The sequence below is a fragment of the Mesorhizobium sp. M4B.F.Ca.ET.214.01.1.1 genome (assembly GCF_004791545.1).
Lineage (GTDB): Bacteria > Pseudomonadota > Alphaproteobacteria > Rhizobiales > Rhizobiaceae > Mesorhizobium > Mesorhizobium abyssinicae.
This window is the reverse complement of record NZ_SRUX01000012.1, coordinates 206,862-230,893: the sequence shown is the minus strand read 5'-3', so window position 1 is coordinate 230,893 and position 24,032 is coordinate 206,862. Positions and strand designations below refer to the sequence as shown.

The 24,032-nt window shown below is 64.7% G+C and carries 25 protein-coding genes and 1 pseudogene; 17 read left to right on the top strand and 9 right to left on the bottom strand.

Going from position 1 to position 24,032, the window contains the following annotated elements:
• The first annotated feature begins 20 nt into the window (after positions 1 to 20).
• From EN857_RS23705 to sufA, 3 genes are all read left to right on the top strand, one after another.
• Complete coding sequence (locus tag EN857_RS23705) at positions 21 to 1,262, top strand: cysteine desulfurase (RefSeq protein ID WP_127282353.1); 1,242 nt, start codon at positions 21 to 23, stop codon at positions 1,260 to 1,262.
• A gap of 5 nt (positions 1,263 to 1,267) precedes the next feature.
• Positions 1,268 to 1,660 (top strand): SUF system Fe-S cluster assembly protein, encoded by a 393-nt coding sequence (locus tag EN857_RS23700; protein WP_127282352.1) that lies wholly within the window; start codon positions 1,268 to 1,270, stop codon positions 1,658 to 1,660.
• A gap of 165 nt (positions 1,661 to 1,825) precedes the next feature.
• A complete protein-coding gene (gene sufA, locus EN857_RS23695; protein ID WP_127311201.1) occupies positions 1,826 to 2,206 on the top strand; it encodes a Fe-S cluster assembly scaffold SufA in 381 nt (126 codons plus the stop codon).
• A 14-nt stretch (positions 2,207 to 2,220) separates the two neighbouring features.
• Here sufA and EN857_RS23690 read toward each other — a convergent pair whose 3' ends face one another.
• Both EN857_RS23690 and EN857_RS23685 read right to left on the bottom strand, forming a co-directional pair.
• A complete protein-coding gene (locus EN857_RS23690) occupies positions 2,221 to 2,679 on the bottom strand; it encodes a RidA family protein (RefSeq protein ID WP_127311200.1) in 459 nt (152 codons plus the stop codon).
• A 33-nt stretch (positions 2,680 to 2,712) separates the two neighbouring features.
• On the bottom strand, positions 2,713 to 3,210 hold the full coding sequence (locus EN857_RS23685; protein WP_127311199.1) for a GFA family protein: 498 nt from the start codon (positions 3,208 to 3,210) through the stop codon (positions 2,713 to 2,715).
• 88 nt (positions 3,211 to 3,298) lie between these two features.
• On the opposite strand from EN857_RS23685, the gene EN857_RS23680 reads away from it, so the two are divergent.
• Positions 3,299 to 3,622, top strand: a complete 324-nt coding sequence (locus EN857_RS23680; protein WP_127282348.1) for a TfoX/Sxy family protein — start codon at positions 3,299 to 3,301, stop codon at positions 3,620 to 3,622.
• Between the two features lie 3 nt (positions 3,623 to 3,625).
• Here EN857_RS23680 and EN857_RS23675 read toward each other — a convergent pair whose 3' ends face one another.
• Positions 3,626 to 4,543 carry a pseudouridine-5'-phosphate glycosidase gene (locus tag EN857_RS23675; RefSeq protein ID WP_128346685.1) on the bottom strand — a complete coding sequence of 306 codons (918 nt, stop codon included), beginning with the start codon at positions 4,541 to 4,543 and terminating at the stop codon, positions 3,626 to 3,628.
• Positions 4,544 to 4,583: 40 nt separating this feature from the next.
• A complete protein-coding gene (locus tag EN857_RS23670) occupies positions 4,584 to 5,528 on the bottom strand; it encodes a carbohydrate kinase family protein (RefSeq protein ID WP_135859273.1) in 945 nt (314 codons plus the stop codon).
• A 282-nt stretch (positions 5,529 to 5,810) separates the two neighbouring features.
• Between EN857_RS23670 and recA the strand changes: the two genes are divergently transcribed.
• From recA to EN857_RS23655, 3 genes are all read left to right on the top strand, one after another.
• On the top strand, positions 5,811 to 6,911 hold the full coding sequence (recA, locus tag EN857_RS23665; protein WP_126054856.1) for a recombinase RecA: 1,101 nt from the start codon (positions 5,811 to 5,813) through the stop codon (positions 6,909 to 6,911).
• 238 nt (positions 6,912 to 7,149) lie between these two features.
• Positions 7,150 to 9,816, top strand: a complete 2,667-nt coding sequence (alaS, locus tag EN857_RS23660) for an alanine--tRNA ligase (RefSeq protein ID WP_135859252.1) — start codon at positions 7,150 to 7,152, stop codon at positions 9,814 to 9,816.
• Between the two features lie 65 nt (positions 9,817 to 9,881).
• A complete protein-coding gene (locus tag EN857_RS23655; protein ID WP_127391990.1) occupies positions 9,882 to 10,661 on the top strand; it encodes a PhzF family phenazine biosynthesis protein in 780 nt (259 codons plus the stop codon).
• A gap of 64 nt (positions 10,662 to 10,725) precedes the next feature.
• Here the strand turns inward: EN857_RS23655 and EN857_RS23650 are convergent, their stop codons facing one another.
• The 3 genes and pseudogenes from EN857_RS23650 to EN857_RS23640 form a co-directional block, all read right to left on the bottom strand.
• Positions 10,726 to 11,511, bottom strand: a complete 786-nt coding sequence (locus EN857_RS23650) for a hypothetical protein (protein ID WP_127391991.1) — start codon at positions 11,509 to 11,511, stop codon at positions 10,726 to 10,728.
• Positions 11,511 to 12,123: pseudogene (locus EN857_RS23645) on the bottom strand (glutathione S-transferase family protein). Before EN857_RS23645 ends, EN857_RS23650 begins: the two are co-directional and overlap by 1 nt.
• An 84-nt stretch (positions 12,124 to 12,207) precedes the next feature.
• Entirely contained in the window at positions 12,208 to 13,419 is a 1,212-nt protein-coding gene (locus EN857_RS23640; RefSeq protein WP_127282343.1) for an NADP-dependent isocitrate dehydrogenase, read from the bottom strand.
• Between the two features lie 207 nt (positions 13,420 to 13,626).
• Here EN857_RS23640 and EN857_RS23635 point away from each other — a divergent pair, with 207 nt between their 5' ends.
• From EN857_RS23635 to EN857_RS23605, 7 genes are all read left to right on the top strand, one after another.
• Positions 13,627 to 14,544, top strand: a complete 918-nt coding sequence (locus EN857_RS23635) for an RNA methyltransferase (protein ID WP_127282342.1) — start codon at positions 13,627 to 13,629, stop codon at positions 14,542 to 14,544.
• Positions 14,537 to 15,322, top strand: a complete 786-nt coding sequence (murI, locus tag EN857_RS23630; RefSeq protein WP_127282341.1) for a glutamate racemase — start codon at positions 14,537 to 14,539, stop codon at positions 15,320 to 15,322. The genes EN857_RS23635 and murI overlap by 8 nt, the downstream gene beginning before the upstream one ends.
• 60 nt (positions 15,323 to 15,382) lie before the next feature.
• Positions 15,383 to 15,571, top strand: coding sequence for a DUF3008 family protein (locus EN857_RS23625; RefSeq protein WP_126054849.1), 189 nt, complete (start codon positions 15,383 to 15,385; stop codon positions 15,569 to 15,571).
• 338 nt (positions 15,572 to 15,909) lie between these two features.
• Positions 15,910 to 16,527 (top strand): 30S ribosomal protein S4, encoded by a 618-nt coding sequence (gene rpsD / locus EN857_RS23620; protein ID WP_126054848.1) that lies wholly within the window; start codon positions 15,910 to 15,912, stop codon positions 16,525 to 16,527.
• Between the two features lie 156 nt (positions 16,528 to 16,683).
• Positions 16,684 to 17,541 (top strand): tRNA 2-thiocytidine(32) synthetase TtcA, encoded by an 858-nt coding sequence (gene ttcA, locus EN857_RS23615; RefSeq protein WP_187331405.1) that lies wholly within the window; start codon positions 16,684 to 16,686, stop codon positions 17,539 to 17,541.
• Positions 17,542 to 17,551: 10 nt separating this feature from the next.
• Positions 17,552 to 18,379, top strand: coding sequence for an inositol monophosphatase family protein (locus tag EN857_RS23610; RefSeq protein ID WP_127282339.1), 828 nt, complete (start codon positions 17,552 to 17,554; stop codon positions 18,377 to 18,379).
• A 68-nt stretch (positions 18,380 to 18,447) separates the two neighbouring features.
• A complete protein-coding gene (locus tag EN857_RS23605; RefSeq protein WP_127282338.1) occupies positions 18,448 to 18,858 on the top strand; it encodes a hypothetical protein in 411 nt (136 codons plus the stop codon).
• Positions 18,859 to 18,898: 40 nt separating this feature from the next.
• Here EN857_RS23605 and EN857_RS23600 read toward each other — a convergent pair whose 3' ends face one another.
• Positions 18,899 to 20,143: a multidrug effflux MFS transporter gene (locus tag EN857_RS23600; RefSeq protein ID WP_127282337.1), complete on the bottom strand. Its 1,245-nt coding sequence runs from the start codon at positions 20,141 to 20,143 to the stop codon at positions 18,899 to 18,901.
• Positions 20,144 to 20,288: 145 nt separating this feature from the next.
• Positions 20,289 to 20,624: a Grx4 family monothiol glutaredoxin gene (gene grxD / locus EN857_RS23595; RefSeq protein WP_127282336.1), complete on the bottom strand. Its 336-nt coding sequence runs from the start codon at positions 20,622 to 20,624 to the stop codon at positions 20,289 to 20,291.
• 162 nt (positions 20,625 to 20,786) lie between these two features.
• Between grxD and EN857_RS23590 the strand changes: the two genes are divergently transcribed.
• The 3 genes from EN857_RS23590 (at position 20,787) to EN857_RS23580 (ending at position 24,027) form a co-directional block, all read left to right on the top strand.
• Positions 20,787 to 21,587, top strand: a complete 801-nt coding sequence (locus tag EN857_RS23590) for a phosphodiester glycosidase family protein (RefSeq protein WP_127391994.1) — start codon at positions 20,787 to 20,789, stop codon at positions 21,585 to 21,587.
• A gap of 113 nt (positions 21,588 to 21,700) precedes the next feature.
• Positions 21,701 to 22,831 (top strand): multicopper oxidase domain-containing protein, encoded by a 1,131-nt coding sequence (locus EN857_RS23585; protein WP_127391995.1) that lies wholly within the window; start codon positions 21,701 to 21,703, stop codon positions 22,829 to 22,831.
• Positions 22,828 to 24,027, top strand: a complete 1,200-nt coding sequence (locus tag EN857_RS23580) for a metal transporter (RefSeq protein WP_128346688.1) — start codon at positions 22,828 to 22,830, stop codon at positions 24,025 to 24,027. Before EN857_RS23585 ends, EN857_RS23580 begins: the two co-directional genes overlap by 4 nt.
• Positions 24,028 to 24,032: the final 5 nt, after the last annotated feature.

Genomic DNA, 24,032 nt, shown 5'->3' with positions numbered 1-24,032 from the left:
AATGAGGCTTTGAACTTGTGATGGACCAGAAAGTCGAATCCACCCCCTACGACGTCGAGGCCATCCGCCGCGATTTCCCGATCCTGTCGCGCGAAGTCTACGGCAAGCCGCTGGTCTATCTCGACAATGGCGCCTCGGCGCAGAAGCCTAAAGCCGTGCTCGACGCCATCCAGCACGCCTATAGCCAGGAATACGCCAACGTCCATCGCGGCCTGCATTTCCTGTCGAATGCCGCGACCGACGCCTATGAGAGCGCGCGGAAGTCAGTGCAGAGGTTTCTGAACGCGCCGAGCACCGACAACATCGTCTTCACCTCCAACACCACCGCGGCGATCAACACGGTCGCGTATGGCTATGGCATGCCCAACATCGGCGAGGGCGACGAGATCGTGCTGTCGATCATGGAGCACCACTCCAACATCGTGCCGTGGCATTTCATCCGCGAGAGGCAGGGTGCCAAGCTGGTCTGGGTGCCGGTCGACGATCTCGGCGCGTTCCACATCGAGGAATTCGAAAAGCGGCTGACTGCGCGCACAAAACTCGTCGCCATCACGCAGATGTCGAATGCGCTGGGCACGGTGACTCCGATCAAGGAGATCGTGCGCATCGCGCATGCGCGTGGCATTCCCGTGCTCGTGGACGGCAGCCAGAGCGCGGTCCATATGCCGATCGACGTGCAGGACCTCGACTGCGATTTCTTCGTCTTCACCGGCCACAAGGTCTACGGCCCGTCCGGCATCGGCGTGCTTTACGGCAAGAAGGACATTCTCGCCGGCATGCGCCCGTTCATGGGCGGCGGCGAGATGATCGAGGAAGTGACCGAGGACATCGTCACCTACAACGAGCCGCCGCATCGTTTCGAGGCCGGCACGCCGCCGATCGTGCAGGCCATTGGCCTCGGGGCCGCGCTTGAATATATGGAAAAGGTCGGCCGCGATCGCATCGCCGCGCATGAGGCGGACCTCAAGGATTACGCGCACGAACGGCTGCGCGCCATCAATTCGCTGCGCATCTTCGGCGACGCGCCGGGCAAGGGCGCCATCATCTCGTTCGAATTGCAGGGCATACATGCCCATGACGTGTCGATGGTGATCGACCGGCAGGGCGTCGCGGTCCGTGCCGGCACCCATTGCGCCCAGCCGCTGTTGAAACGCTTCGGCGTGACCTCCACATGCAGGGCATCGTTCGGCATGTATAATACCAGGGCCGAAGTCGACGCTTTGGCCGAGGCGCTGGAAAAGGCGCGAAAGTTCTTCGGGTGACGACCATGGAAGATGCCAGCACCACCGCAGAGACAGCTCCGGATACGGCCGCGAACGGCGTGGTTTCGGCTTCGACGATTCCCGCCGATGAGCTGGCGCGGCTGACCGACGATATCGTCTCGGCGCTGAAGACAGTCTACGACCCGGAAATCCCCGCCGACATCTACGAGCTCGGCCTCGTCTACAAGATCGACATCGAGGACGACCGCTCGGTCAAGATCGACATGACCCTGACCGCGCCGGGCTGCCCGGTGGCAGGCGAGATGCCGGGCTGGGTCGAGAACGCCGTCGGCGCTGTGGAAGGTGTCTCCGGCGTCGAGGTAAGCATGGTCTTCGATCCGCCATGGACGCCCGACCGCATGTCGGAAGAGGCGCAGGTCGCGGTCGGCTGGTACTAGATGTGTTGACGCAATTCCGGACGGAAAACCGCTACGCACTTTTCCTGGAATTGCTCTGGCATCGGCTTGAAAAGATTGGATGACTTGCAGCGAAGGCGAAAGTTCACCATCTTAAGGGCAGACTCATTCCGCGGGCCTTGAACCCGCGCGAACGTGGAGAATGACATGGGACGCTTCGCCGTCATCACGATGACCGAAAAGGCCGCCGACCGGGTGCGCGAGATCGTCGCCACGCGTGACAACGCGCACGGCATCCGCCTCGGCATCAAGAAGGGCGGCTGCGCCGGCATGGAATACACGGTCGACCTGGTGACCGAGCCCAACACCAAGGACGATCATATCGAGCGCGACGGCGCCCATGTCTATGTCGCGCCGGAAGCAGCGCTCTTCCTGTTCGGCACCGAGATGGATTTCGAGCAGACGACGCTGCGCACCGGCTTCACCTTCAAGAACCCGAACCAGAGCTCGGCCTGCGGCTGCGGCGAATCCGTCGAGCTGAAGCCTGCCGATCTGAAAGCGCTGGCCGAAGCGCGCTCTTCGGCCTGATCGGCCTGCCGTGCTCAGTCCGGCAGCGCGGCGACGACAACAAGCTCGATGACCAGGTCAGGTTGTGCCAGCGCGACAACGCCGATCACCTCCGATGGCGGCGGGTTGTTGTAGCTGCAGTGCTTAGGGCAATGTTCGGCGAAAAATTCGTCCATCACGTCCATGCGGAAATTGGGTGAGCTGAGGACGCCGCCGGTCGGAAACGGCCCCTTGACGTAAAACGTCACCTTGACCAGGTGGTCGAGCGAACTGCCCAGTTCCTCCAGATCGGACTTGATGTTGGCGAGGATTGCGCGCCACTGCGCGGCAGGGTCGCCAATGGCGCCTCCCTGGTGTTTCGACGGATCGTAGTCGTCGACCGTGGCCGTGTTGCCGCACAGAAACACATAGCCTTTGGCGTCGGTGACGACGGTGCCCTTGCCCCACGGCATCAGCCGGTCGCCTTTGAATTTCTTGTGCGTAGTCAGGTTCATTGTTGCCTCCTGTCGGATAGGCAATGCCTCTTCCTAATCCACCCACATGCCCGTGCGCTTGTGCCAATCGGCTATCGATTCTTCGGGATAGACGTCGAACACCTTGTCTTTCCTGCCGACCACCGGCTCGACCCAGCTCGCCTTGTATTTCAGCATCAGATGCACCTTTTCCGGCGGCATCGGCAGCTCGCTGTCGATCGCCGAGGCGAAGGGATGCACCAGATCCGGCCAGGTCGGGTCGTAGAGCCAGAGCGCCGAACCGCATTTGCGGCAGAAATTGCGCTCGCCGGTAGAAATCTCGCAATGCGGATGCTCGTCATCCTCGATCTCGGCCTGGTAGACGCCGAGGCTGCGCTTGCCCCTGATGTTCAGCGTCTCGTAGTCGGCGCCGAGATTGATGGCGAAACCGCCGCCGCCCTGCTGCTTGCGGCAGATCGAGCAGTAGCAGAGCATGAACGGTACCGGCGTGTGGCTTTCCACTTCGAAGCGGACGGCATTGCACCGGCAGGATCCTTTCAGCAGCAGCGGCATGGCAAACTCCCGTGGCTGGTCCTCAACTTGTCAGCATGGTTTTGGTTGCGGCGATGACAGGATCAGGCCGCGATGCCATGATCGCAGCATGGACAATGAACGCATAGAGGAGTTGTTCGAGAGCCTCGGCCCGATCAGCATCAGAAAACTGTTCGGCGGCAAGGGCATCTATTGCGACGGCGTCATCGTCGCCATCGTGCTGCGCGGCGAGCTGAAGCTGAAGGCCGACGAGCAAAGCGTGGCCGATTTCGAGGCCGCCGGCTGCCAGCAGTGGACCTACACCGGCTCCAGGCATGGCAAGCTGGTTGCGATGCCCTATTGGAGTGTTCCCGACAGCGCCTTCGACGACCCCGACGAGATGGCGGTCTGGGCGCGCCGCGCCTATGAGGCGGGGCTGCGGGCGGGCAAGTAGACGCTACAGCGCCTTGGCGATCCTGGCCGCCAGCCGCGCATTGTTCTCGACCAGAGCGATGTTGGTCTTGAGGCTGCGGCCGCCGGTCAGTTCGAGGATTTTCGACAGCAGGAACGGCGTCACCGCCTTGCCGGTGACGCTGAGCGCCTCCGCCGCCTTCTGCGCCGCCTGGATGTAGCCGTCCATCTCCTTGGCCGGGATCTCCGCGTTCTCCGGCACCGGGTTGGCGATCAGTATGCCGCCGCCGAGGCCCAGCGCCTGCCGTGTCCGGTAGAAATGCGCAATGTCCTCCGGCACATGCAAGGTGAGCGGGGCGCGGAACGGCGAATGCCTGGACCAGAACGCAGGCATCGTCTCGCAGCCATGGCCGACGACCGGCACGCCGCGCGTCTCCAGCACTTCCAGCGTCTTTTCGATGTCGAGGATTGCCTTGGCGCCGGCCGACACCACGATGACCGGCGTGCGCGCCAGCTCGTCGAGGTCGGCCGAGATGTCAAAGCTCTTTTCAGCGCCCTTGTGCACGCCGCCGATGCCGCCGGTGGCGAACACCTTTATCCCCGCCATATGCGCGGCGATCATCGTCGCGGCGACGGTGGTGCCGCCGGTGCGCGCCTGCGCGACGGCAAAGCCGAGATCGGCGCGCGACAGTTTCATGGCGTCGCCGGTCATCGCCAGCGATTCGCGCTCGCCGTCGGACAGGCCGATTTTGATGCGGCCGGCGACCACCGCGATCGTTGCCGGTACCGCGCCATTGTCCAGGATGATCTTCTCGACATTGGCGGCCATGGCGCCGTTGTCCGGATAGGGCATGCCATGGGTGATGATGGTGCTTTCCAGCGCCACCACCGGCCGTCCGGCGGCGAGCGCCTCCGCCACCGGCGGATGGATGTCGATGAAGGGGCGGGCGGTTTCGGGCGTCATGATGGTCTCCAATCCGGGGCGCGCGGCGCTCCGGCCGCCCTCATGCCACTTCCAGCGCCCCCGGCACAAGGGCCAGCATTTGCGCGAAGTTGGCGGCGCTGAAGGCGGGCACCGCCTCGGTGCTTTCGATGGCCAGGATGGAGGCGGCAATGCCTTCGCGCAGGGCCGCGCGCAGCGGCAGGCCATTGAGCAGAGCGGCGACCGTCGCGCCGGTCAGCGCATCGCCGGCGCCGGTGACGTCGGCGATCCTACGCGGGGCGGGCGGGGCGATGGAGAACAGGCCCTCGCCGTCGAAGCCGAGCACCGGCGCGCCGCCCGCCGTCACCACGCCGCTCCCGAGCCCGGCGCGCCGCAGCCCGCCGACCAGATCGTGGCCATTCGCATCGTCGCCCAGGCCGGCGAGGGCGCCGGCCTCGCGCCGGTTCATGAACAGCACGGCCAGGCTGCCCAGCACCGGCATCAGCCGCACCACCTTGGCCGGCGAGATGGCGATGGCGAAGACCGGCTTGCCGGCGGCTTGCGCCACCAGCCGTTCCAGCGCCGCGGACGGCAGGTTCGCGTCGCATAGGAGGGCATCGGCGGAAGCGATCGCCTCGCGCACCTTGGCGCGGCGGATCTGCTTGGGGAAGGCGAGGTCGTAGAGCGCCATGTCGGCAAAGCCGACTATCAGCTCGCCGTCGCGGTCGATCAGCGCCGTGTAGCTCGGCGTCGTGCGGTCGAGGAACACCGCCGACAGGTCGGCGATGCCGGCGCTCGCGATCGCCGTCGACACAGTCTCGGCCGCGGCGTCGCCGCCGCGCATCGACAGCAGCGAGGCCGAGACACCGCGCCTGACCAAACTGCGCAACGCGTTGAAGACGCCGCCGCCGACATCCTCGCGCATGGTGCCGGGGTTCGAGGCAGCCGGCACGTAAGGGCCTGACACCTGGCCCCGCCGGTCGATATGGGCGCCGCCCACGGCAAGGATGTTGGGGGACTTCACCATCGTGGCGTCGATACCTTTGTTGATTGTCCGGCCGCGCACACTAGGTTTCTCCGCGCCGCCCCGCAATCAACGCCGCGATTCGGGCCGGCCGGACAATGGAATCCCGCATGGCCGATTGGAAGACGCCCCCGCTGTGTGTTGTGGGACATAAATAGAACAGATCAAGATATTGATTGTTTTTCAGCAACTTGATGCCTCTTGCCAAACGAGAACAAAAAAGGTACAAAATGACAGGGATCACGGATTGTCCGGCCTTCATTGACGACCAAGGGGTGATGTATCATGGCTCAGAATACTTTGCGGCTTGTAGAGGATAAGGCAGTGGACAAATCAAAGGCTCTGGACGCGGCGCTGTCGCAAATCGAGCGCGCCTTCGGCAAGGGCTCGATCATGCGCCTCGGCGCCAACGAGCAGGTGGTCGAGATCGAAACCGTGCCGACCGGATCGCTCGGCCTCGACATCGCGCTCGGCGTCGGCGGCCTGCCGCGCGGCCGCATCATCGAGATCTACGGGCCGGAAAGCTCGGGCAAGACGACGCTGGCGCTGCACACCGTGGCGGAAGCCCAGAAGAAGGGCGGCATCTGCGCCTTCGTCGATGCCGAGCACGCGCTCGATCCGGTCTATGCCCGCAAGCTCGGTGTCGACCTCGAAAACCTGCTGATCTCGCAGCCCGACACCGGCGAGCAGGCGCTGGAAATCTGCGACACGCTGGTGCGCTCCGGCGCCATCGATGTGCTGGTGGTCGATTCGGTCGCCGCGCTGACGCCGCGCGCCGAAATCGAAGGTGAGATGGGCGATGCGCTGCCCGGCCTACAGGCCCGCCTGATGAGCCAGGCGCTGCGCAAGCTGACCGCCTCGATCTCGCGCTCCAACACCATGGTCATCTTCATCAACCAGATCCGCATGAAGATCGGCGTCATGTTCGGCTCGCCCGAGACGACGACCGGCGGCAACGCGCTGAAGTTCTACGCCTCGGTCCGCCTCGACATCCGCCGCATCGGCTCGGTCAAGGACCGCGACGAGGTCGTCGGCAACCAGACCCGCGTCAAGGTCGTCAAGAACAAGCTGGCGCCGCCCTTCAAGGTGGTCGAGTTCGACATCATGTACGGCGAGGGCGTGTCGAAGACCGGCGAGCTGGTCGACCTCGGCGTCAAGGCCGGCGTGGTCGAGAAATCCGGCGCCTGGTTCTCCTACAATTCGCAGCGTCTCGGCCAAGGCCGCGAGAACGCAAAACTGTTCCTGCGCGACAATCCCGACACAGCGCGCGAGATCGAAATGGCGCTCAGGCAGAATGCCGGGCTGATCGCTGAGAAGTTCCTCGAGAATGGCGGCTCCGAGGGCGGCGGTGACGACGGTTTCGAGGACGAAGCCGGCGCCATGTAGGTGACACAATCTCGGTTTATTAATATCTGCTTATGTAATTGAGTTCTTTAGTACTGCGTCCCGAACCGCCGGCCTTGTGCCGGCGGTTTGCGTTTCGGGCGATGCCCAGCCAGAGCCGGCAACAACCGGACTTTCCTCCAGTTCCGTGTTTCTGGACAGGCTGCGGCGTGATCGCTAAAAGGCCATGTCCATTTTGCCGTCGGCACCCCCGGCGGTTCTCTCGAAAAGGCAAGCATCCATGAGTGGCGTGAACGAGATCCGGTCGACATTCCTCGACTATTTCCGCAAGGAGGGTCACGAGGTCGTCGCGTCGAGCCCGCTGGTGCCGCGCAACGATCCGACGCTGATGTTCACCAACGCCGGCATGGTGCAGTTCAAGAACGTCTTCACCGGCCTGGAGAAGCGGTCCTATTCGCGCGCCACCACCGCCCAGAAGAGCGTGCGCGCTGGCGGCAAGCACAACGACCTCGACAATGTCGGCTACACCGCGCGTCACCTGACCTTCTTCGAGATGCTCGGCAATTTCTCCTTCGGCGACTACTTCAAGGAGCGCGCCATCGAGCTTGCCTGGAACCTGATCACCAGGGAGTTCGGGCTGAAGAAGGACAAGCTGCTGGTCACCGTCTATCACACCGACGACGAGGCGGCCGGCTACTGGAAGAAGATCGCCGGCTTCACCGACGACCGCATCATCCGCATCCCGACCTCCGACAATTTCTGGGCGATGGGCGACACCGGACCCTGCGGGCCGTGCTCGGAAATCTTCATCGACCGCGGCGAACACATCTGGGGCGGCCCTCCCGGCAGCCCGGAAGAGGACGGCGACCGGTTCCTGGAATTCTGGAACCTGGTGTTCATGCAATATGAACAGGTGACCAAGGAAGAGCGCATCGACCTGCCGCGCCCGTCGATCGACACCGGCATGGGCCTCGAGCGCATGGCGTCCATCCTGCAAGGGGTGGAGAGCGTCTTCGAGACCGACCTGTTCCGCCATCTGATCGATGCCGCGTCATCGGCGCTCGGGCGCGGTCCGGATGCGGACACCGTCGCATCGTTCCGCGTCATCGCCGACCATCTGCGGTCGTCCTGCTTCCTGGTGGCCGACGGCGTGCTGCCGTCGAATGAGGGCCGCGGCTATGTGCTGCGCCGTATCATGCGCCGCGCCATGCGCCATGCGCAGCTGCTCGGCGCCAGCGAGCCGCTGATGTGGAAATTGGTGCCGGCGCTGGTGCGCGAGATGGCCCAGGCCTATCCGGAGCTGGGGCGCGGCGAGGCGCTGATCACCGAAACGCTGAAGCTGGAAGAGACCCGCTTCCGCAAGACGCTGGCACGCGGCCTCGGGCTGCTCTCGGAGGCAACCGAGAAGCTCGGCGCCGGCGACATGCTGGATGGCGAGACGGCCTTCAAGCTCTACGACACATACGGCTTCCCGCTCGACCTGACGCAGGATGCGCTGCGCCAGCGCAGCATCTCGGTCGATCTGGCCGGGTTCACCGATGCGATGGAGCGGCAGCGGGCCGAGGCGCGCAAGAGCTGGGCTGGGTCCGGCGACGCGGCCACCGAGACGGTGTGGTTCTCGGTGCGCGAGAACACCGGCGCCACCGATTTCCTCGGCTACGAGACCGAGCAGGCGGAAGGTCTGGTCCTGGCGCTGGTCAAGGACGGCAAGACCGTCGACAGCGCCGCGCAGGGTGACACGGTTGCCGTGGTCGTCAACCAGACGCCCTTCTATGGCGAGTCCGGCGGCCAGATGGGCGACACCGGCGTGATCTCGGGCGAGGGCTTCTCGATCGAGATCACCGACACGCAAAAGAAGGCCGACGGGCTGTTCGTGCATCTCGGCCGGGTGGCGAGCGGCACGGTCAAGACCAGCGCCGCGGTCGAGCTCAAGGTCGACCATGCGCGCCGCTCCAGGTTGCGCGCCAACCATTCGGCGACGCACCTCATCCACGAGGCGCTGCGCGAGGTGCTGGGCACCCATGTCGCGCAGAAGGGCTCGCTGGTCGCGCCCGAGCGCCTGCGCTTCGACATCTCGCACAACAAGCCGATCTCGGCCGATGAGCTCGAGGAGGTCGAGCGCATGGCGAACGAGATCGTCGTGCAGAACAGCCCGGTGTCGACACGCCTGATGTCGGTCGATGACGCCATTGCCGAGGGCGCCATGGCGCTGTTCGGCGAGAAATATGGCGACGAGGTGCGCGTCGTGTCGATGGGCACCGGCCTGCATGGCGCCAAGGCGAACCGCCCCTATTCGGTCGAGCTCTGCGGCGGCACCCATGTCCGGGCGACCGGCGATATCGGCCTGGTGCGCATCGTGTCGGACAGCGCGGTCGCCGCCGGCGTGCGCCGCATCGAGGCGCTGACCGGCGAGGCGGCGCGCAAGCATCTCGACGAGCAGGACAAGCGGCTGAAGGCGATCGCTTCGACGCTGAAGATCGCGCCGGCCGATGTGGCGGCGCGTGTCGAAACACTGCTCGAAGAGCGCAAGAAGCTCGAAAAGGAGCTTAGCGAAGCGCGCAAGAAGCTGGCGCTGGGCGACCGTTCGCCGGCCGGCGTGCCGGCCGAGAACGAGACCATCGCCGGCGTCGGCTTCCTCGGCAAGGCGGTTTCCGGCGTGTCGCCGAAGGATCTGAAGCCGCTTGCCGATGCCGGCAAGAAGACGCTCGGCTCCGGCGTCGTCGTCTTCGTCGGCGCCGGCGAGGACAACAAGGCAAGTGTCGTCGTCGGCGTCACCGACGACCTGACCACCCGCTTCAGCGCCGTCGACCTGGTGCGCGTGGCGTCCGCCGCGCTTGGCGGGCAGGGTGGTGGCGGCCGGCCCGACATGGCCCAGGCCGGCGGTCCCGACGCCTCGAAGGCCGAGGACGCGATCGCGGCGGTGAAGGCGGCGCTGGAAGCGGCGTGACCTCGCTTGAGGTCGCCACGCAGTCAAGCTAGCCATCCCGGGAGCGCGAAGTGACGACACTGACCATGTACCAGGTCGACGCCTTCGCCGACCGGGCCTTCCACGGCAATCCGGCCGCCGTCCTCATCCTCGAGGACTGGCTACCGGAACATGTCATGCAGGCCATCGCCAACGAAAACAACCTTGCCGAGACCGCGTTCGCGCGGCCGAACGGCAAGGGCTGGGATTTGCGCTGGTTCACCCCGGTCCATGAAGCCGACTTCTGCGGCCACGCCACGCTGGCCACCGCCCATGTGCTGGCCCAGGAACACGATGTCGCCGGCGACATGGCCTTCGCCACACGGGTGGGCGAGCTCGGGGTTTCCAGGCGCGGCGGCGCCTACCAGCTCGATCTGCCGTGCTTTCCGCCGCAGCCCGTGGACGCCGAGCTGGCATCCGCGCTTCAGGACGTCGTTTCGGCGCGCCCGGTTGCGAGCTTCCGCAACTTCGAGAACCTGTTCGTCGAACTGGCCGACGAGACCGCCGTGCGCTGCTTTGTCCCGGACCTATCCGGGATTGCGACGTTCCACCCGCTCGGCGTGGTCGTCACCGCGCGCGGCGAGATCCATGATTTCGTGTCCCGCTACTTCGCGCCAGGCGCGGGCATTCCCGAAGATCCGGTGACCGGCTCCATCCACGCGACGCTGATACCTTATTGGTCCGAAAAGCTCGGCAAGACGGAGCTGTCGGCCTTCCAGTGCTCGCAGCGCGGCGGCCACCTGCTGTGCGAGCTGGCCGGAGACCGCGTGCGGATCACGGGCCGCGCGAAGACCTTCATGAAAGCCGAAATCTATCTGCCTGACTGAACGGCACTCGGCTCATGGTGCAGAAGCTTGAGAGCCGCCGGGCCCTCGCGAGAGACCGGCATGATCAAAGGAAGCCTTGGCCGCCCGTGTATTTCTGGCGCAGGCGCCTGTAAACCCACCTGAAATAGGGGAGGTTTCGCCTGCGGTGCACAAACACCGTTTGGCCGAACGGCGTCTCGCTCGCTGGCGCCGATGGATCGTGCCACTCCTGCGACGGGCTGCGAAAAATGGCGGCGCGCTGCTGCCTGGCAAGGGTCGTCAGCACCGATTGATCATGCCGATGCTCAACAAAACCGGGCAGGTTGGGAAGGCCGTGGATGTTCGGCATGTCGGTCAGCCGAACCTCGCTCGCCATGGCTGTCGTGAGCAGCTTGAGGAAAGCCCTCGCTTCCGGCCCGGCGCGGTAGAGCTGCATGCCGGCCCATAGCTGCGGCAGCGACCAGAACTCCTCCCGGTCGGCATCCATTTCGACAAAGCAGTCGCGCTTGGTCCAGGCGCCCTGCAGCATCCGCCCGCCCATCTTGAACAGGCATACCGGGTGCTGGCTGGAAAGCGCGATCAGAGGCGCGGGGTCGGCGATGAAGGTCAGTGCGGCGTCGCTGTAGAGGACCGGCGTGCCGTCGGGCACGCGGTTCATCATGTCCAGCGTGATGAAGGGCTTCCACAGCCAGTAGCCGGCGCCGCGCGGCGCGGCCATGATCGATGGGTATTTTCGCGCCAGGTCGACCAGCACCGGGTGGTCCGGCGTATAGAGATGACTGTCGAGGCCGAAGCGGCGCGCGCTCTTCAGCAGCAGCTTGCCGGCCTGCGACAGGTTCGGCGTCGCATAGCTGACATGGACGGCGCGCATCAGCCCGCCTGTTCGGTCCTGGCGAAGCTCGCGCGATCAGCGAAGCGCGCATACCGGTCGCTGATGTCGGCAAATCGGGCAAGCAATTCACGCCCTTCTGCGACCTTGACGAAATAGCCGATGATTGGGGCTGCATGCAGGTCGGCAAGGGTCAGTTGCGACCCCAGCAGCCACGGCCCGTCGGCCTTCAGCGCCGACAGTGTCCGCAGCACAGCCTCCGCTTGCGACAGGCCCTTGCTGATCAGGGCCTCGTCGGGCGGGTTTTGCTCCAGCCGCTCGACGGCGACATCCCAGACCATGGCGCGGTAGCCATAGGCGTCGAGCAGGCCGATGATCTGGTTCATCCTTGCCCGGCTGCGCGCCTCTTTCGGCTGCGAAGGCCTCGTCGGCATAGCGGGCGATCGCGCTCGCCTCGAACAGGCGAAAGCCGTCATGCTCGAAAGCCGGAATGCGGCCGAACGGATGATGTTCGAGATACCAGGCCGGAACGCCTTCCGGGGCAAAGACGTCGACCGGCACGAGGTCGTAGCCGATGCCTTTCTCTTCCAGCGCCAGCCGTGCGATGCGGACATAGACGCTATAGTCGGCACCGTAGAGGATTGGCTTGCTCATCGTCAGCCCCTTGCTTCCGCTCGCGTTGCTGCCCAAAAAGCGAAGGCTCCTTTCGGAGCCTTCGGCATGTCGAAATTTGGGTTCTTACCCCATGGCCTTCTGCAGGTTCTCGTCGATCTTGTCGAGGAAACCGGTGGTCGACAGCCAGGGCTGGTCGGGACCGATCAGCAGCGACAGGTCCTTGGTCATGAAGCCGGACTCCACCGTCTGGATGCAGACCTTTTCCAAGGTCTCGGCGAAGCGCTTCAACTCGGCATTGTCGTCGAGCTTGGCGCGGTGGGCGAGACCGCGCGTCCAGGCGAAGATCGAGGCGATCGAGTTGGTCGAGGTTTCCTCGCCCTTCTGGTGCTGGCGATAGTGGCGGGTGACGGTGCCGTGCGCGGCTTCCGCTTCCACGGTCTTGCCGTCTGGCGTCATCAGCACCGAGGTCATCAGGCCGAGCGAGCCGAAGCCTTGCGCCACCGTGTCCGACTGCACGTCGCCGTCATAGTTCTTGCAGGCCCAGACATAGCCGCCCGACCATTTCAGGCTGGAGGCCACCATGTCGTCGATCAGCCGGTGCTCGTACCAGAGTTTCTTCGCCTTGAACTCGGCCTCGAATTCCTTCTCGTAGACTTCCTGGAAGATGTCCTTGAAGCGGCCGTCATAGGCCTTGAGGATGGTGTTCTTGGTCGAGAGGTAGACCGGATAGTTGCGCAGCAGGCCGTAGTTCAGCGAGGCGCGGGCAAACTCGCGGATCGATTCGTCGAGATTGTACATGGCCATGGCGACGCCGGCGGCCGGCGCGTCGAACACGTCGTGCTCGATCACGGTGCCGTCCTCGCCGACGAACTTGATCGTCAGCTTGCCCTTGCCGGGATAGCGGAAGTCGGTGGCGCGGTACTGGTCGCCGAAGGCGTGGCGGCCGACGATGATCGGCTTGGTCCAGCCGGGCACCAGGCGCGGCACGTTCTTCATGATGATCGGCTCGCGGAAGATGGTGCCGCCCAGGATATTGCGGATCGTGCCGTTCGGCGACTTCCACATCTTCTTCAGCTTGAATTCCTCGACGCGCTGCTCGTCGGGGGTGATCGTCGCGCATTTCACGCCGACGCCGTATTTCTTGATGGCGTTGGCCGAGTCGATCGTCACCTGGTCGTTGGTGGCGTCGCGGTGCTCGATGCCGAGATCGTAGTAGTCGAGCTTGATGTCGAGATAGGGGTGGATCAGCTTGTCCTTGATGAACTGCCAGATGATGCGGGTCATCTCGTCGCCGTCGAGCTCGACGACCGGGTTCGCCACCTTGATCTTCGCCATGGAAAGAATGCCTCGTTGCTGGGGATCGGAACGGCCTTGCCCGCATGGCGTTCGGCCGGGGATGCCGAGCGTATATCAAAGGCTTTTTGAGCGCGCAAACGGCGATCGGCGGTGCCGCTTGATGCCATTCTTTGCGAAAGCTTCATTTTCGCCGCCGAATATGGCAGGGGTCGCCGAAATGCCGCAAACAGCAGTTCATTGACGTCCATGCCAGCCGACGAACAATCCCGAGACACCCCCATCGCAGCCGGCCCGGCGATCATACTGGTCGAGCCGCAGCTTGGCGAGAACATCGGCATGGTCGCGCGCGCCATGGCCAATTTCGGCCTTGCCGAGCTCAGGCTGGTCAATCCGCGCGATGGCTGGCCGAGCGAGAAGGCGCGCGCCGCGGCAAGCCGCGCCGACCATGTCATCGATGCGGTGCGGGTTTTCGACGATCTCGCCACGGCGGTCGCCGATCTCAATTTCGTCTTCGCCACCACGGCGCGCGAGCGCGACGGCTTCAAGGCCGTGCGCGGACCGGTCGAGGCGGGCAGGGCGCTGAGGACGCGGCAGCGTGCCGGGCTGCGAACCGGCATCCTGTTCGGCCGCGAGCGCTTCGGCCTCTACAATGAGGAAGTCGGGCTCGCCGACGAGATCGTTACCTTCCCGGTCGATCCTGGCTTCTCGTCGCTCAACATCGCCCAGGCCGTGCTTCTGATGTCCTATGAATGGATGAAGTCGGGACTGGAGGACGAAACCCAGACCAACTTCTCCGGACCGGAACTCGTGCCGGCGACCAAGGAGCAGTTGCACAGCCTGTTCACCTATCTCGAAGGCGCGCTGGAGGCGCGCGGCTATTTCCGCCCGGAAGGGAAGAAGCCGAAGATGGTCGACAATCTGCGTGCCGTGCTGACGCGCGCCGGTTTCGCCGAGCCGGAACTGAAGGTGCTAAGGGGCATCATCTCGTCGCTGGACAGATTTTCGCCGGCGATGCCGCGCGGCGATGGCTCCCCCGGCGACGATCCGAGACGGCTGCCCGCCGCTGCCGCGCGCGCCCGCAAGGCGGAAGCGGGCCAGGCGCCCAACGCCAATGGCGACGATAATGACGCGCCGCTGGGCGGCAAGGGCACAGACAATGACTGACCGGCCGATCCTGATGTTCGATTCCGGCGTCGGCGGCCTGACCGTGCTGCGCGAGGCGCGCGTGCTGATGCCCGACCGGCGCTTCGTCTATGTCGCCGACGACGCGGCCTTTCCCTTCGGCGCCTGGGAGGAGCCGGCGCTGCGCACGCACATACTCGATCTCTTCGCCAGGCTGCTCGACCGGTTTTCGCCGGCGATCTCCGTCATCGCCTGCAACACCGCCTCGACGCTGGTGATCGATGCGCTTCGCGAAAGATTTCCCGGCCATCCCTTCGTCGGCACGGTGCCGGCGGTCAAGCCGGCGGCGGAACGCACCCGCTCCGGCCTGGTCTCGGTGCTGGCGACGCCGGGCACGGTGAAGCGGCAGTACACGCGCGACCTGATCAGCAAATGGGCGCAGAAATGCCATGTCCGCCTGGTCGGCAGCGACAATCTGGCCGGACTGGCCGAGGTCTACATGCGCGAGGGCTTTGTCGACGAGGACGCCGTGCGCGCCGAGATCGCGCCCTGCTTCATCGAACGCGATGGGCAGCATACCGACATCGTCGTGCTTGCCTGCACCCACTATCCATTCCTGGTCAACCGCATGCGCAAGACCGCGCCCTGGCCGGTGGACTGGATCGATCCGGCCGAAGCGATAGCCCGCCGCGCCATGTCGTTGCTCCCGCCGGTCAACGGATCCTCGCAAGGCGAGCCCGACATTGCCGTCTTCACCTCCGGCAAGGCGGATTTCGCGGTCAGCCGGCTGATGCAGGGTTTTGGTCTGACGATCCCGTGACGGCAGGAACATCGGCTGGGCGGCTGCGTTCCCTCCCATAGTCAATTGGGAGAAACGACCATGCCTGCCACATCGAAAGCTCAGCAAAAGGCCGCCGGCGCTGCGCTGTCGGCAAAGCGCGGTGACACCAAGAAGAGCGAGCTCAAGGGCGCCTCGAAGGGAATGTACGAATCGATGAGCGAAAAGCAGCTCGAGGAATTCGCGGAGACCAGGCGCAAGGGCTTGCCCGAGAAGAAATCGAAGAGCTGATCTCGCTGCGCTTGGGAAGAAAAGCAAAAACCCGCCTGCGGGGCCGCGGGCTCTCGGTGATTGGCCCGCAGAGCCACGCACAAGCTTGACACCGCCTAAATCTCCGTTTAATCAGCGCGCCAACACCGGGCCGCAATGCCCGGTGGTTTTCTTTATGGGCGAGGCAGACGGAAGTTCGATTGTTTCTTCCTAGGCCTTGTTAACTGACGTGTCCCGTGGGTTTTCCGTCGCGTTGCGTGGAGAACCCTGTCAGGTCTCGAAAACGGAGGCCAGAGGAGGGCGCGTTTCCTTCACTCGGAGCATGAGGTTCCGGGTGTATTGTTTTGAAAGGGAATGCGATGAGCAAGCGCGAATCCGCGAAATACAAGATCGACCGCCGTCTCGGCGAGAACATCTGGGGCCGCCCGAAGTCCCCGGTCAACAAGCGTGAATACGGCCCCGGCCAGCACGGCCAGCGCCGCAAGGGCAAGCTTTCCGACTTCGGCCTGCAGCTGCGCGCCAAGCAGAAGCTGAAGGGCCACTATGGCGACGTTTCGGAAAAGCAGTTCCGCAAGGTCTATGAAGAGGCCGACCGCCGCAAGGGCGACACCTCGGAGAACCTGATCGGCCTGCTCGAGTCGCGTCTCGACGCGGTCGTCTACCGCGCCAAGTTCGTGCCGACCATTTTCGCCGCCCGCCAGTTCGTCAACCACGGCCACGTCAACGTCAACGGCAAGCGCGTCAACATCGGCTCGTATCGCTGCAAGCCGGGCGACGTCGTCGAGGTGCGCGAGAAGTCGAAGCAGCTCGTCATCGTGCTGGAATCGGTCGCTCTCGCCGAGCGCGATGTGCCTGACTATATCGAAGCCGACCACAACAAGATGACCGCCACCTTCGCGCGCATCCCCGGCCTGTCGGATGTTCCGTTCGCCGTGCAGATGGAACCGAACCTGGTCGTCGAATTCTATTCGCGCTGATCGGTTGCTTCAGCAATCCATCGAAAGGCCGCCCATTGGGCGGCCTTTTTGTTTGCCGAGCCGCCATGCCGGCGCCGCAGAAATCGATTTCGATTTCCGAGCCGATGCGCTAATCCGGGCGCCGACACTTGTCCCTGGGGCCGATGCGCCATGAATATGCTGCCAGACGTCAAATCCCTCGAGCCGGTCGGCGACGACACTGAGGGCGGCTTCCATCCCCTGTTCGCCGACGTGCCGTCCTCCGTCGAGTTCAACAAGCTGCGCAAGCGGCTCCTCAGATTGACGCGCCAGGCGATCGAGGACTTCGCCATGGTGAAGCCCGGCGAGCGCTGGCTGGTGGCGCTGTCAGGCGGCAAGGATTCCTACGGTCTGCTCGCTCTGCTACTCGACCTCAAATGGCGCGGCCTGCTGCCGGTCGAGTTGCTCGCCTGCAATCTCGACCAGGGCCAGCCGAACTTCCCGAAACACATCCTGCCGGACTACCTCAACGCCAACGGCATTGCGCATCGCATCGAATATCAGGACACCTATTCGGTGGTCACCGACAAGCTGCCCGAAGGCAGCACCTATTGTTCGCTTTGCTCGCGGCTCCGGCGCGGCCATCTCTACCGCATCGCGCGCGAGGAGGGCTGCGCCGCTCTCGTGCTGGGTCACCACCGCGAGGACATCCTCGAAACCTTCTTCATGAACCTGTTCCATGGCGGTCGCCTTGCCGCCATGCCGCCGAAACTCCTCAACGATGAGGGCGACGTCATGGTGCTGCGGCCGCTCGCCTATAACGCTGAGGCCGATCTCGAGAAATTCGCCGACGCGATGAAGTTCCCGATCATCCCCTGCGATCTCTGCGGCAGCCAGGAAGGCCTGCAGCGCAATGCCATGAAGGCGATGCTGGACGACATCGAAAAGCGCATGCCCGGCCGCAAGGACACGATGATCCGCGCCATGACGAATGTGCGGCCCTCGCATCTGCTCGACAGGAAGCTGTTCGACTTCGCCGCCCTCAACGACAGGTAAGACGATCCCCATGACATTTGACGATAGCGCCATCGACTGGCTTGCCGGTCTCCTCTCCGACGCGGCCATTGCCGAGATCATGCCGCGCTTTCGCCGGCTGGGCGAAGGCGACGTCCGCCAGAAGACATCGGCCGCCGATCTGGTGACCGAGGCCGACGTCAATGCCGAGCGGGTGATCACGGCAAGGCTGCGCGAGCGCTATCCCTCGGCCATGATCGTCGGCGAGGAAGCCTGCTCCGACAATCCGGCGCTGCTCGGCGGTCTCGGCGATGCCGAGCTCGCCTTTGTCATCGATCCGGTCGACGGCACCTTCAACTTCGCCTCCGGCGTGCCGCTGTTCGGCGTCATGCTGGGCGTTGTCGTCAAGGGCGAGACCGTCGCCGGCATCATCCATGACCCCGTCGGCAAGGACTGGCTGATCGGCGCCAAAGGCGCAGGCAGCCACATCCGCCACGCTCATGGCGCGCTGGAGAAGGTGCGCGTCGCGGCGGCCGTGCCGATCTCGCAAATGACGGGCGCCGTCTCCTGGCAATACCTGCCGGAACCCGAGCGCTCTCGGCTCGCCCGCAACCAGACCAAGGCGCTGTCGCAATTCGGCTATCGTTGCGCGGCGCACGAATACCGGCTGCTCGCCAGCGGCCACGCCCATTTCGTCGTCTACAACAAGCTGATGCCGTGGGATCACCTGGCCGGCGTGCTGATCCACCAGGAAGCGGGTGGCTACGCGGCGCGGATCGACGGCAGCGCCTATCTGCCCTCGCATATCGACGGCGGCATCCTGGTCGCCCCCGACAAGGACAGCTGGCAGGAACTGCGCCGCGAGCTTTGGGCGGAGTAGGGGCAGGAGCCGCGGCCCGATCCAAGCCGGCGGGTGCCGGAGGCTTCGCGTAGTCCGGAGAACCGCTGATGAGACCTTGGTCGGCAATCCTCGCAGCAGCCCTGGTCATCGCCGTGGTTGCGGCCCCCTGCGAAGCCGGGGCGCAGCAGCGCCGCCCTTGTCACAGTTCCGATCCCATCGACACCCTGGTGGAGATGTCGGACGCCATCTATGCCTGCTGGAAGCCACCGGCTGGAACTGCCGGCATGTCCCTGACACTGCGGTTCTCGCTTCGCCGGAACGGCACGCTCATCGGCAAGCCACGCGCCACCTATTCCGATCTGGGAACCGACCAAGCGCTGAACCGTGCTTTCGTGACGTCCATCCTCAAGGCGCTCGACGAGGCTCTGCCGCTGCCGTTTTCAGACAGCATGGGCGGAGCCGTCGCGGGGCGGATGCTTGCCCCTCGTTTCACCGCAACTGTCGAAGGTGCAAGCTAGTCTAGGGGCGGGCGCAATTCGGAAGCGTCGGTAACACGCATCAGACCGGCGGATTGTGCGGCTGGAACAACCTGCCGCGCTCTGCCAGCAGGATCATCAGCAGTGCCGCCACCGAGACGCTGCAGAAGCCGGCGGCGAGCGGTGTCACCGTGCCGTTGTAGGCCTGCCCGATCAGCGTCCCGAGAATGCCGCCGAGGAAGGTCTGCATGAAGCCGAGTATCGACGAGGCTGTGCCGGCCAGTTGCCCGAGCGGCTCCATGGCGAGTGCGTTGAAGTTCGCGCCGAGCCCGCCAAACGGAAGCATTGCGAGGGCGAAGAAGCCGACGAACAGCCAGAGCGGCATTTGCATTTCGAGCGAGACGACGAGCCAGGCCAGGCTGATGGTCAGGAAGAGCAGCAGCGCGCCCTGCGACAGCCGGCGCATGCCGACGCGGCCGACCAGACGCGAGTTGAGATAGTTCGAGAAGGCGAGCACGCCGGCGACGCCGGCGAAGATCAGCGGGAACAGTTCGCCGACGTGGAAGACGTCGAGATAGATCTGCTGCGCCGAATTGATGAAGCCGAACATGGCGCCGAAGATGAAGGTGCTGGCAAAGGCATAGCAGAGCGCGATGCGGTTGGTGAGCACGATGCGGAACCCGCCGACGATGGCGTGCACCGTCAGCGGCCGGCGGTATTCCGGATGCAGGGTTTCGGGCAGACGCAGCAGCGCCCAGGCCGATACGATCAGCGCGCCCGCCGCCATGGTGATGAAGATGACGTGCCAGGTCGCGAACAGCATGATGAACTGGCCGATGCCGGGCGCCACCACGGGAATGGCCATGAACACCATGAAGATCAGCGACATCACCTCTGCCATGCGCCGGCCCTCGAAGGTGTCGCGCACGATCGAGACGGCGATGACGCGCGTGGCAGCCGCACCGATGCCTTGCACCACCCGGCAGGCGAGCAGCGTAGCGAAGGACGGGGCGATGGCTGCGGCACCCGCCGCCAGGACATAGATCACCAGCCCGACAACCAGCGGCGCGCGCCGTCCGAAGCGGTCGGAGACCGGGCCGAACAGGAGCTGGCCACCGCCAAAACCCAGAATGTAGGCGGTGATGACATATTGCCGGTGGTTTTCATTTTCGACACCGAGCGAGGCGCCGATCTGCTGCAGCGCCGGCAGCATGATGTCGATCGCCAAAGAATTGAGCGCCATCAGCGCCGCGCAGAGCGCGATGAATTCCCAGCGCGGAATGGGCAAACTGGTTGCCGATTGCTGCGCTACTGCCTGCTTGTCCACCGCAAGATCCGATCTTCCAAACGAACCTGCGCCGGTTGACCGGCGCATCGATCCGTCTCGTTCCCGGTATCGAGAACCAAAGTGCCGAGGTGGGGGCGGCCCCGGAAGCCAGCGCCGGCGCTCAGGCGCCGGCAGGCGCGTTCAGTCAGGCAGCGCCTTTGACGCTGACGCCCTTTTCGACGAGGAACGTCTGCAGTTCGCCCGCCTGGAACATCTCGCGCACGATATCGCAACCGCCGACGAACTCGCCCTTGACGTAGAGCTGCGGGATGGTCGGCCAGTTGGAATATTCCTTGATGCCCTGGCGCAGTTCGGCCGACGTCAGCACGTTCACGCCTTTGTAGTCGGCCCCGATATAGTCGAGGATCTGAACCACCTGGCCGGAGAAGCCGCACTGCGGGAAGCCGGGCGTGCCCTTCATGAAGAGCACCACGTCGTTGCTCTTCACTTCGCTGTCGATGTAGTCGTTGATACCGCTCATGGATAATCCTTTCACGCCTGTGGGAGTCAGGCTCGAAACATAACCATCAAATAAACCCATAGGTTGACCGAAACAAGGTATTTGCCTTGCTGGCGCCGAAATGGCGCAAAAGATGGCCTGACGCTGCACCAAGTCCCTAGCTGCCAATCCTCCCGGAGCGTAATGAAAAAGCGCCATCTCGCGACGATCCTGATCGGCGTCCTGCTCGTCGCCCTGGCCGCGGCCCTTTGGCTGAGGCCGCGGGAACGCCCGCCGCTCGTCATCGGCGGACTGCCCGCTCCGTGCCGGGATTTGAGCTTCGAGGCGGTCCCCTATGTCGTCTGCGAGATCGATCTCAACTCCTATGACGTCGGCCTCTTCCACGCCGGCGCTGAAGGCAAACCCTACGGCTCGCTGGAGATGTTCGACAAGGCGATGAAGGGGCTGGGGCGGCCAGTCCTGCTTGCCATGAATGGCGGCATGTACCACGAGGACCTGACGCCGGTTGGGCTGCTTGTCGAGGATGGCAGCGAAAGAGCGCCGCTCAACCTTGCCGACGCCAAGGGCAATTTCTTCCTGAAGCCGAACGGCGTGTTTCTGATCGGCAGGGACGGCAAGGCCGCGGTGATGGAAAGCAGCGCCTATGCCGGCGCCAAACCCGATTCCGTCTTTGCCACGCAGTCGGGCCCGATGCTGGTGATCGACGGCGCGCTGCATCCTCGCTTCGACCAGAACGGCACCTCGCGCTATGTCCGCAACGGGGTTGGCGTGCGCGATGGCGGTACCGTCGTGCTGGCGATCTCGCGCTCGGAAGTCAGCCTCGGCAGCTTCGCGCGGCTGTTCCGCGACGGGCTTTCCTGTCGCAACGCGCTGTTCCTCGACGGCGTGGTCTCGGCGCTGTCGGACGGCGACAGGATGATCGTCGGCGGAAAATACCCTGCTGGCCCGATCATCGCGGTGTCGGCCAGGAAGACGGCGCAGTAACCCCCAAGAAGCCGTGAGCTTGTCTCCTCCGCCAAAGCAGCGGCCACAACAATATAGCTATAGCTAAATCTTGAAGCATCCGCTATGCTCCCCGCGATATGGAGGATGCTGGCATGAGCGAGACGAAATCCCTGCTGGAGCGCAAGTTCGATCGAAGGTTGCTTCTGGCCGGTGGCCTCGCGGCTGCAGGCGGCACGGCGGTGGTGGCGAGCGCGGCGCGCGGGCAGACAAGCCATGCCGGTCACGAGATGCCGGCGGCAGCTGCTGCCGAAGGCCAGCCGGCGCATCTGTCCGCTCATGGAGCGATGATCACGGTCGGCGAGGTCGACGACGCCCGAAACGGCTTCGACCCGGTGAAGCTGGTCAACGATTGGGAGACCGGGACGGTATCGACGCTGCCGGACGGGCGCACGCTTCGCACGTTCGAAGTCACGGCGGAAGACAAGGAGATCGAGATCGCGCCGGGCATCATGTTTCCAGCCTGGACCTATAATGGCCGGGTGCCGGGACCTTCGCTGCGCGCGACCGAAGGCGAGCGGCTGCGGATCGTCTTCCGCAACCAGGGCTCGCATCCGCATTCGATGCATTTCCACGGCATCCATGCCGCGCGCATGGACGGTGTCCCGGGCGCCGGCCTGATCGGACCGGGTGAGGAGTTCGTCTACGAGTTCGATGCCAGGCCGTTCGGCTGTCACCTCTATCACTGCCACGCGCTGCCGTTGAAGCGGCATATCCAGAAGGGCATGTACGGCGCTTTCGTCATCGATCCCGACCCGGCCCGTCATCCGGAACACGACGCGGTCGCCCGCTCGCGCCTGCTCGGCACGCCTGAGAATGCCGGCTGGCAGGAGTTCGTGATGGTCATGAACGCCTTCGACACCAATTTCGACAACGAGAACGAGGTCTACGCCGTCAACACGGTCGCCCACGCCTACGCGAAGAAGCCGATCGGGGTGCTGAAGGATAAGCCTGTCCGCATCTATCTCATCAATGTCGTCGAGTTCGACCCGATCAACTCCTTCCACCTGCACGCCAATTTCTTCGACTACTACAATCAGGGCACGACGCTCACCCCGACGCTGAAGACCGTCGATCTGATCACCCAGTGCCAGGCCGAGCGCGGCATCCTCGAGTTCCACTTCCGCGAGCACGAGCCGGGCCTCTATATGTTCCACCCCCACCAGTCGGAATTCACCGAGCTCGGCTGGTCAGGCATGTTCGACGTCGTGGAGGCTCTGTCGTGACCGATACGAGCCAGCCTTCCGCCGATACGCGTGCAGCGCGACCAGCCTGGGCCTATCTGCTCTGGATCGCGCTGCCGCTCGCCGTGCTCGGGCTGGCCATCGCATGGCTGGTCTCTTCGGATCCGCTGTCGAGCTTCCGCAACGGCGCGCCGCCAGTCGAGAACATCACCTTCGAGCGGACAATCCTTGGAAACGATGGCATTCGAATCCTCGTCCGCGCCGGCGGGTCGGAACCGATGAGGATCGCTCAGGTCCAGGTCGACGATGCCTATTGGCAGTTCACGCAGGATCCGCCGGGCCCAATCGCGCGCGGCTCGACGGCATGGATCGCCCTGCCATATCCCTGGGTGCTGGGGGAGGCGCATGCGGTCAACGTCGTGACCAGCACCGGCACCACATTCACACACGAGATCGCTGTGGCCGTCCCGACCCCAACGCGCGATTCGCTCAGCCTTGTCGCGCAGGCGGTGCTCGGCGCTTTTGTCGGCATCCTGCCCGTGGCGATCGGCTTGATGTTCTACCCCGCGCTGCGCGGCGTCGGACGCAGCGGCATGGATTTCCTCCTGTCGCTGACCGTCGGCCTGCTCGCGTTCCTGTTTGTCGATGCTCTGGAGGACGCGTTCGAACTTGCCGGCGAAGCCGCTGCCCTGTTCCAGGGGCCGACCATGATCGTGCTTGCCGCCGCCGTCAGCTTCCTGCTGTTGATGGCGGCGGGCCGGCGAAGCGGGGCGCCGACCGGTCTGGCGCTCGCCACCTTCATCGCGCTCGGCATCGGCCTGCACAATCTCGGTGAAGGGCTGGCGATCGGCGCTGCCTTCGCGTCGGGCGCGGCGGGGCTTGGCACCTTCCTGGTGCTGGGCTTCACCCTGCACAACATCACCGAGGGTATCGGCATCGCCGCCCCGATCCTGAAGCAGCGCCCGCCGCTCAGGACCTTTGCCGCGCTGACGCTGCTGGCCGGCGGCCCCGCTGTCATCGGCCTGTGGATCGGCAGCCTCGCCTATGCGCCGCAATGGTCGGCGTTGGCGCTGGCGGTCGGCGCCGGAGCGATCCTGCAGGTGATCGTCGAGCTCGTGTCGATGCAGCTTCGCCAGCGCGCCGACGGCACACGCGCACTGCTTGCGCCGGGCGCAATGGCCGGACTGGCCGCCGGCATCGGCTTCATGTACGTGACGGCGATGCTGGTGAAGATCTGAGGGGA

What these genes read in the sequence shown, in the direction of transcription:
- EN857_RS23705 (WP_127282353.1), top strand. Translation starts at nt 21, where the DNA reads ATGGACCAGAAAGTCGAATCCACCCCCTACGACGTCGAGGCCATCCGC.
- EN857_RS23700 (WP_127282352.1), top strand. Translation starts at nt 1,268, where the DNA reads ATGGAAGATGCCAGCACCACCGCAGAGACAGCTCCGGATACGGCCGCG.
- sufA (WP_127311201.1), top strand. Translation starts at nt 1,826, where the DNA reads ATGGGACGCTTCGCCGTCATCACGATGACCGAAAAGGCCGCCGACCGG.
- EN857_RS23690 (WP_127311200.1), bottom strand. Translation starts at nt 2,679, where the DNA reads ATGAACCTGACTACGCACAAGAAATTCAAAGGCGACCGGCTGATGCCG.
- EN857_RS23685 (WP_127311199.1), bottom strand. Translation starts at nt 3,210, where the DNA reads ATGCCGCTGCTGCTGAAAGGATCCTGCCGGTGCAATGCCGTCCGCTTC.
- EN857_RS23680 (WP_127282348.1), top strand. Translation starts at nt 3,299, where the DNA reads ATGGACAATGAACGCATAGAGGAGTTGTTCGAGAGCCTCGGCCCGATC.
- EN857_RS23675 (WP_128346685.1), bottom strand. Translation starts at nt 4,543, where the DNA reads ATGACGCCCGAAACCGCCCGCCCCTTCATCGACATCCATCCGCCGGTG.
- EN857_RS23670 (WP_135859273.1), bottom strand. Translation starts at nt 5,528, where the DNA reads ATGGTGAAGTCCCCCAACATCCTTGCCGTGGGCGGCGCCCATATCGAC.
- recA (WP_126054856.1), top strand. Translation starts at nt 5,811, where the DNA reads ATGGCTCAGAATACTTTGCGGCTTGTAGAGGATAAGGCAGTGGACAAA.
- alaS (WP_135859252.1), top strand. Translation starts at nt 7,150, where the DNA reads ATGAGTGGCGTGAACGAGATCCGGTCGACATTCCTCGACTATTTCCGC.
- EN857_RS23655 (WP_127391990.1), top strand. Translation starts at nt 9,882, where the DNA reads ATGTACCAGGTCGACGCCTTCGCCGACCGGGCCTTCCACGGCAATCCG.
- EN857_RS23650 (WP_127391991.1), bottom strand. Translation starts at nt 11,511, where the DNA reads ATGCGCGCCGTCCATGTCAGCTATGCGACGCCGAACCTGTCGCAGGCC.
- EN857_RS23640 (WP_127282343.1), bottom strand. Translation starts at nt 13,419, where the DNA reads ATGGCGAAGATCAAGGTGGCGAACCCGGTCGTCGAGCTCGACGGCGAC.
- EN857_RS23635 (WP_127282342.1), top strand. Translation starts at nt 13,627, where the DNA reads ATGCCAGCCGACGAACAATCCCGAGACACCCCCATCGCAGCCGGCCCG.
- murI (WP_127282341.1), top strand. Translation starts at nt 14,537, where the DNA reads ATGACTGACCGGCCGATCCTGATGTTCGATTCCGGCGTCGGCGGCCTG.
- EN857_RS23625 (WP_126054849.1), top strand. Translation starts at nt 15,383, where the DNA reads ATGCCTGCCACATCGAAAGCTCAGCAAAAGGCCGCCGGCGCTGCGCTG.
- rpsD (WP_126054848.1), top strand. Translation starts at nt 15,910, where the DNA reads ATGAGCAAGCGCGAATCCGCGAAATACAAGATCGACCGCCGTCTCGGC.
- ttcA (WP_187331405.1), top strand. Translation starts at nt 16,684, where the DNA reads ATGCTGCCAGACGTCAAATCCCTCGAGCCGGTCGGCGACGACACTGAG.
- EN857_RS23610 (WP_127282339.1), top strand. Translation starts at nt 17,552, where the DNA reads ATGACATTTGACGATAGCGCCATCGACTGGCTTGCCGGTCTCCTCTCC.
- EN857_RS23605 (WP_127282338.1), top strand. Translation starts at nt 18,448, where the DNA reads ATGAGACCTTGGTCGGCAATCCTCGCAGCAGCCCTGGTCATCGCCGTG.
- grxD (WP_127282336.1), bottom strand. Translation starts at nt 20,624, where the DNA reads ATGAGCGGTATCAACGACTACATCGACAGCGAAGTGAAGAGCAACGAC.
- EN857_RS23590 (WP_127391994.1), top strand. Translation starts at nt 20,787, where the DNA reads ATGAAAAAGCGCCATCTCGCGACGATCCTGATCGGCGTCCTGCTCGTC.
- EN857_RS23585 (WP_127391995.1), top strand. Translation starts at nt 21,701, where the DNA reads ATGAGCGAGACGAAATCCCTGCTGGAGCGCAAGTTCGATCGAAGGTTG.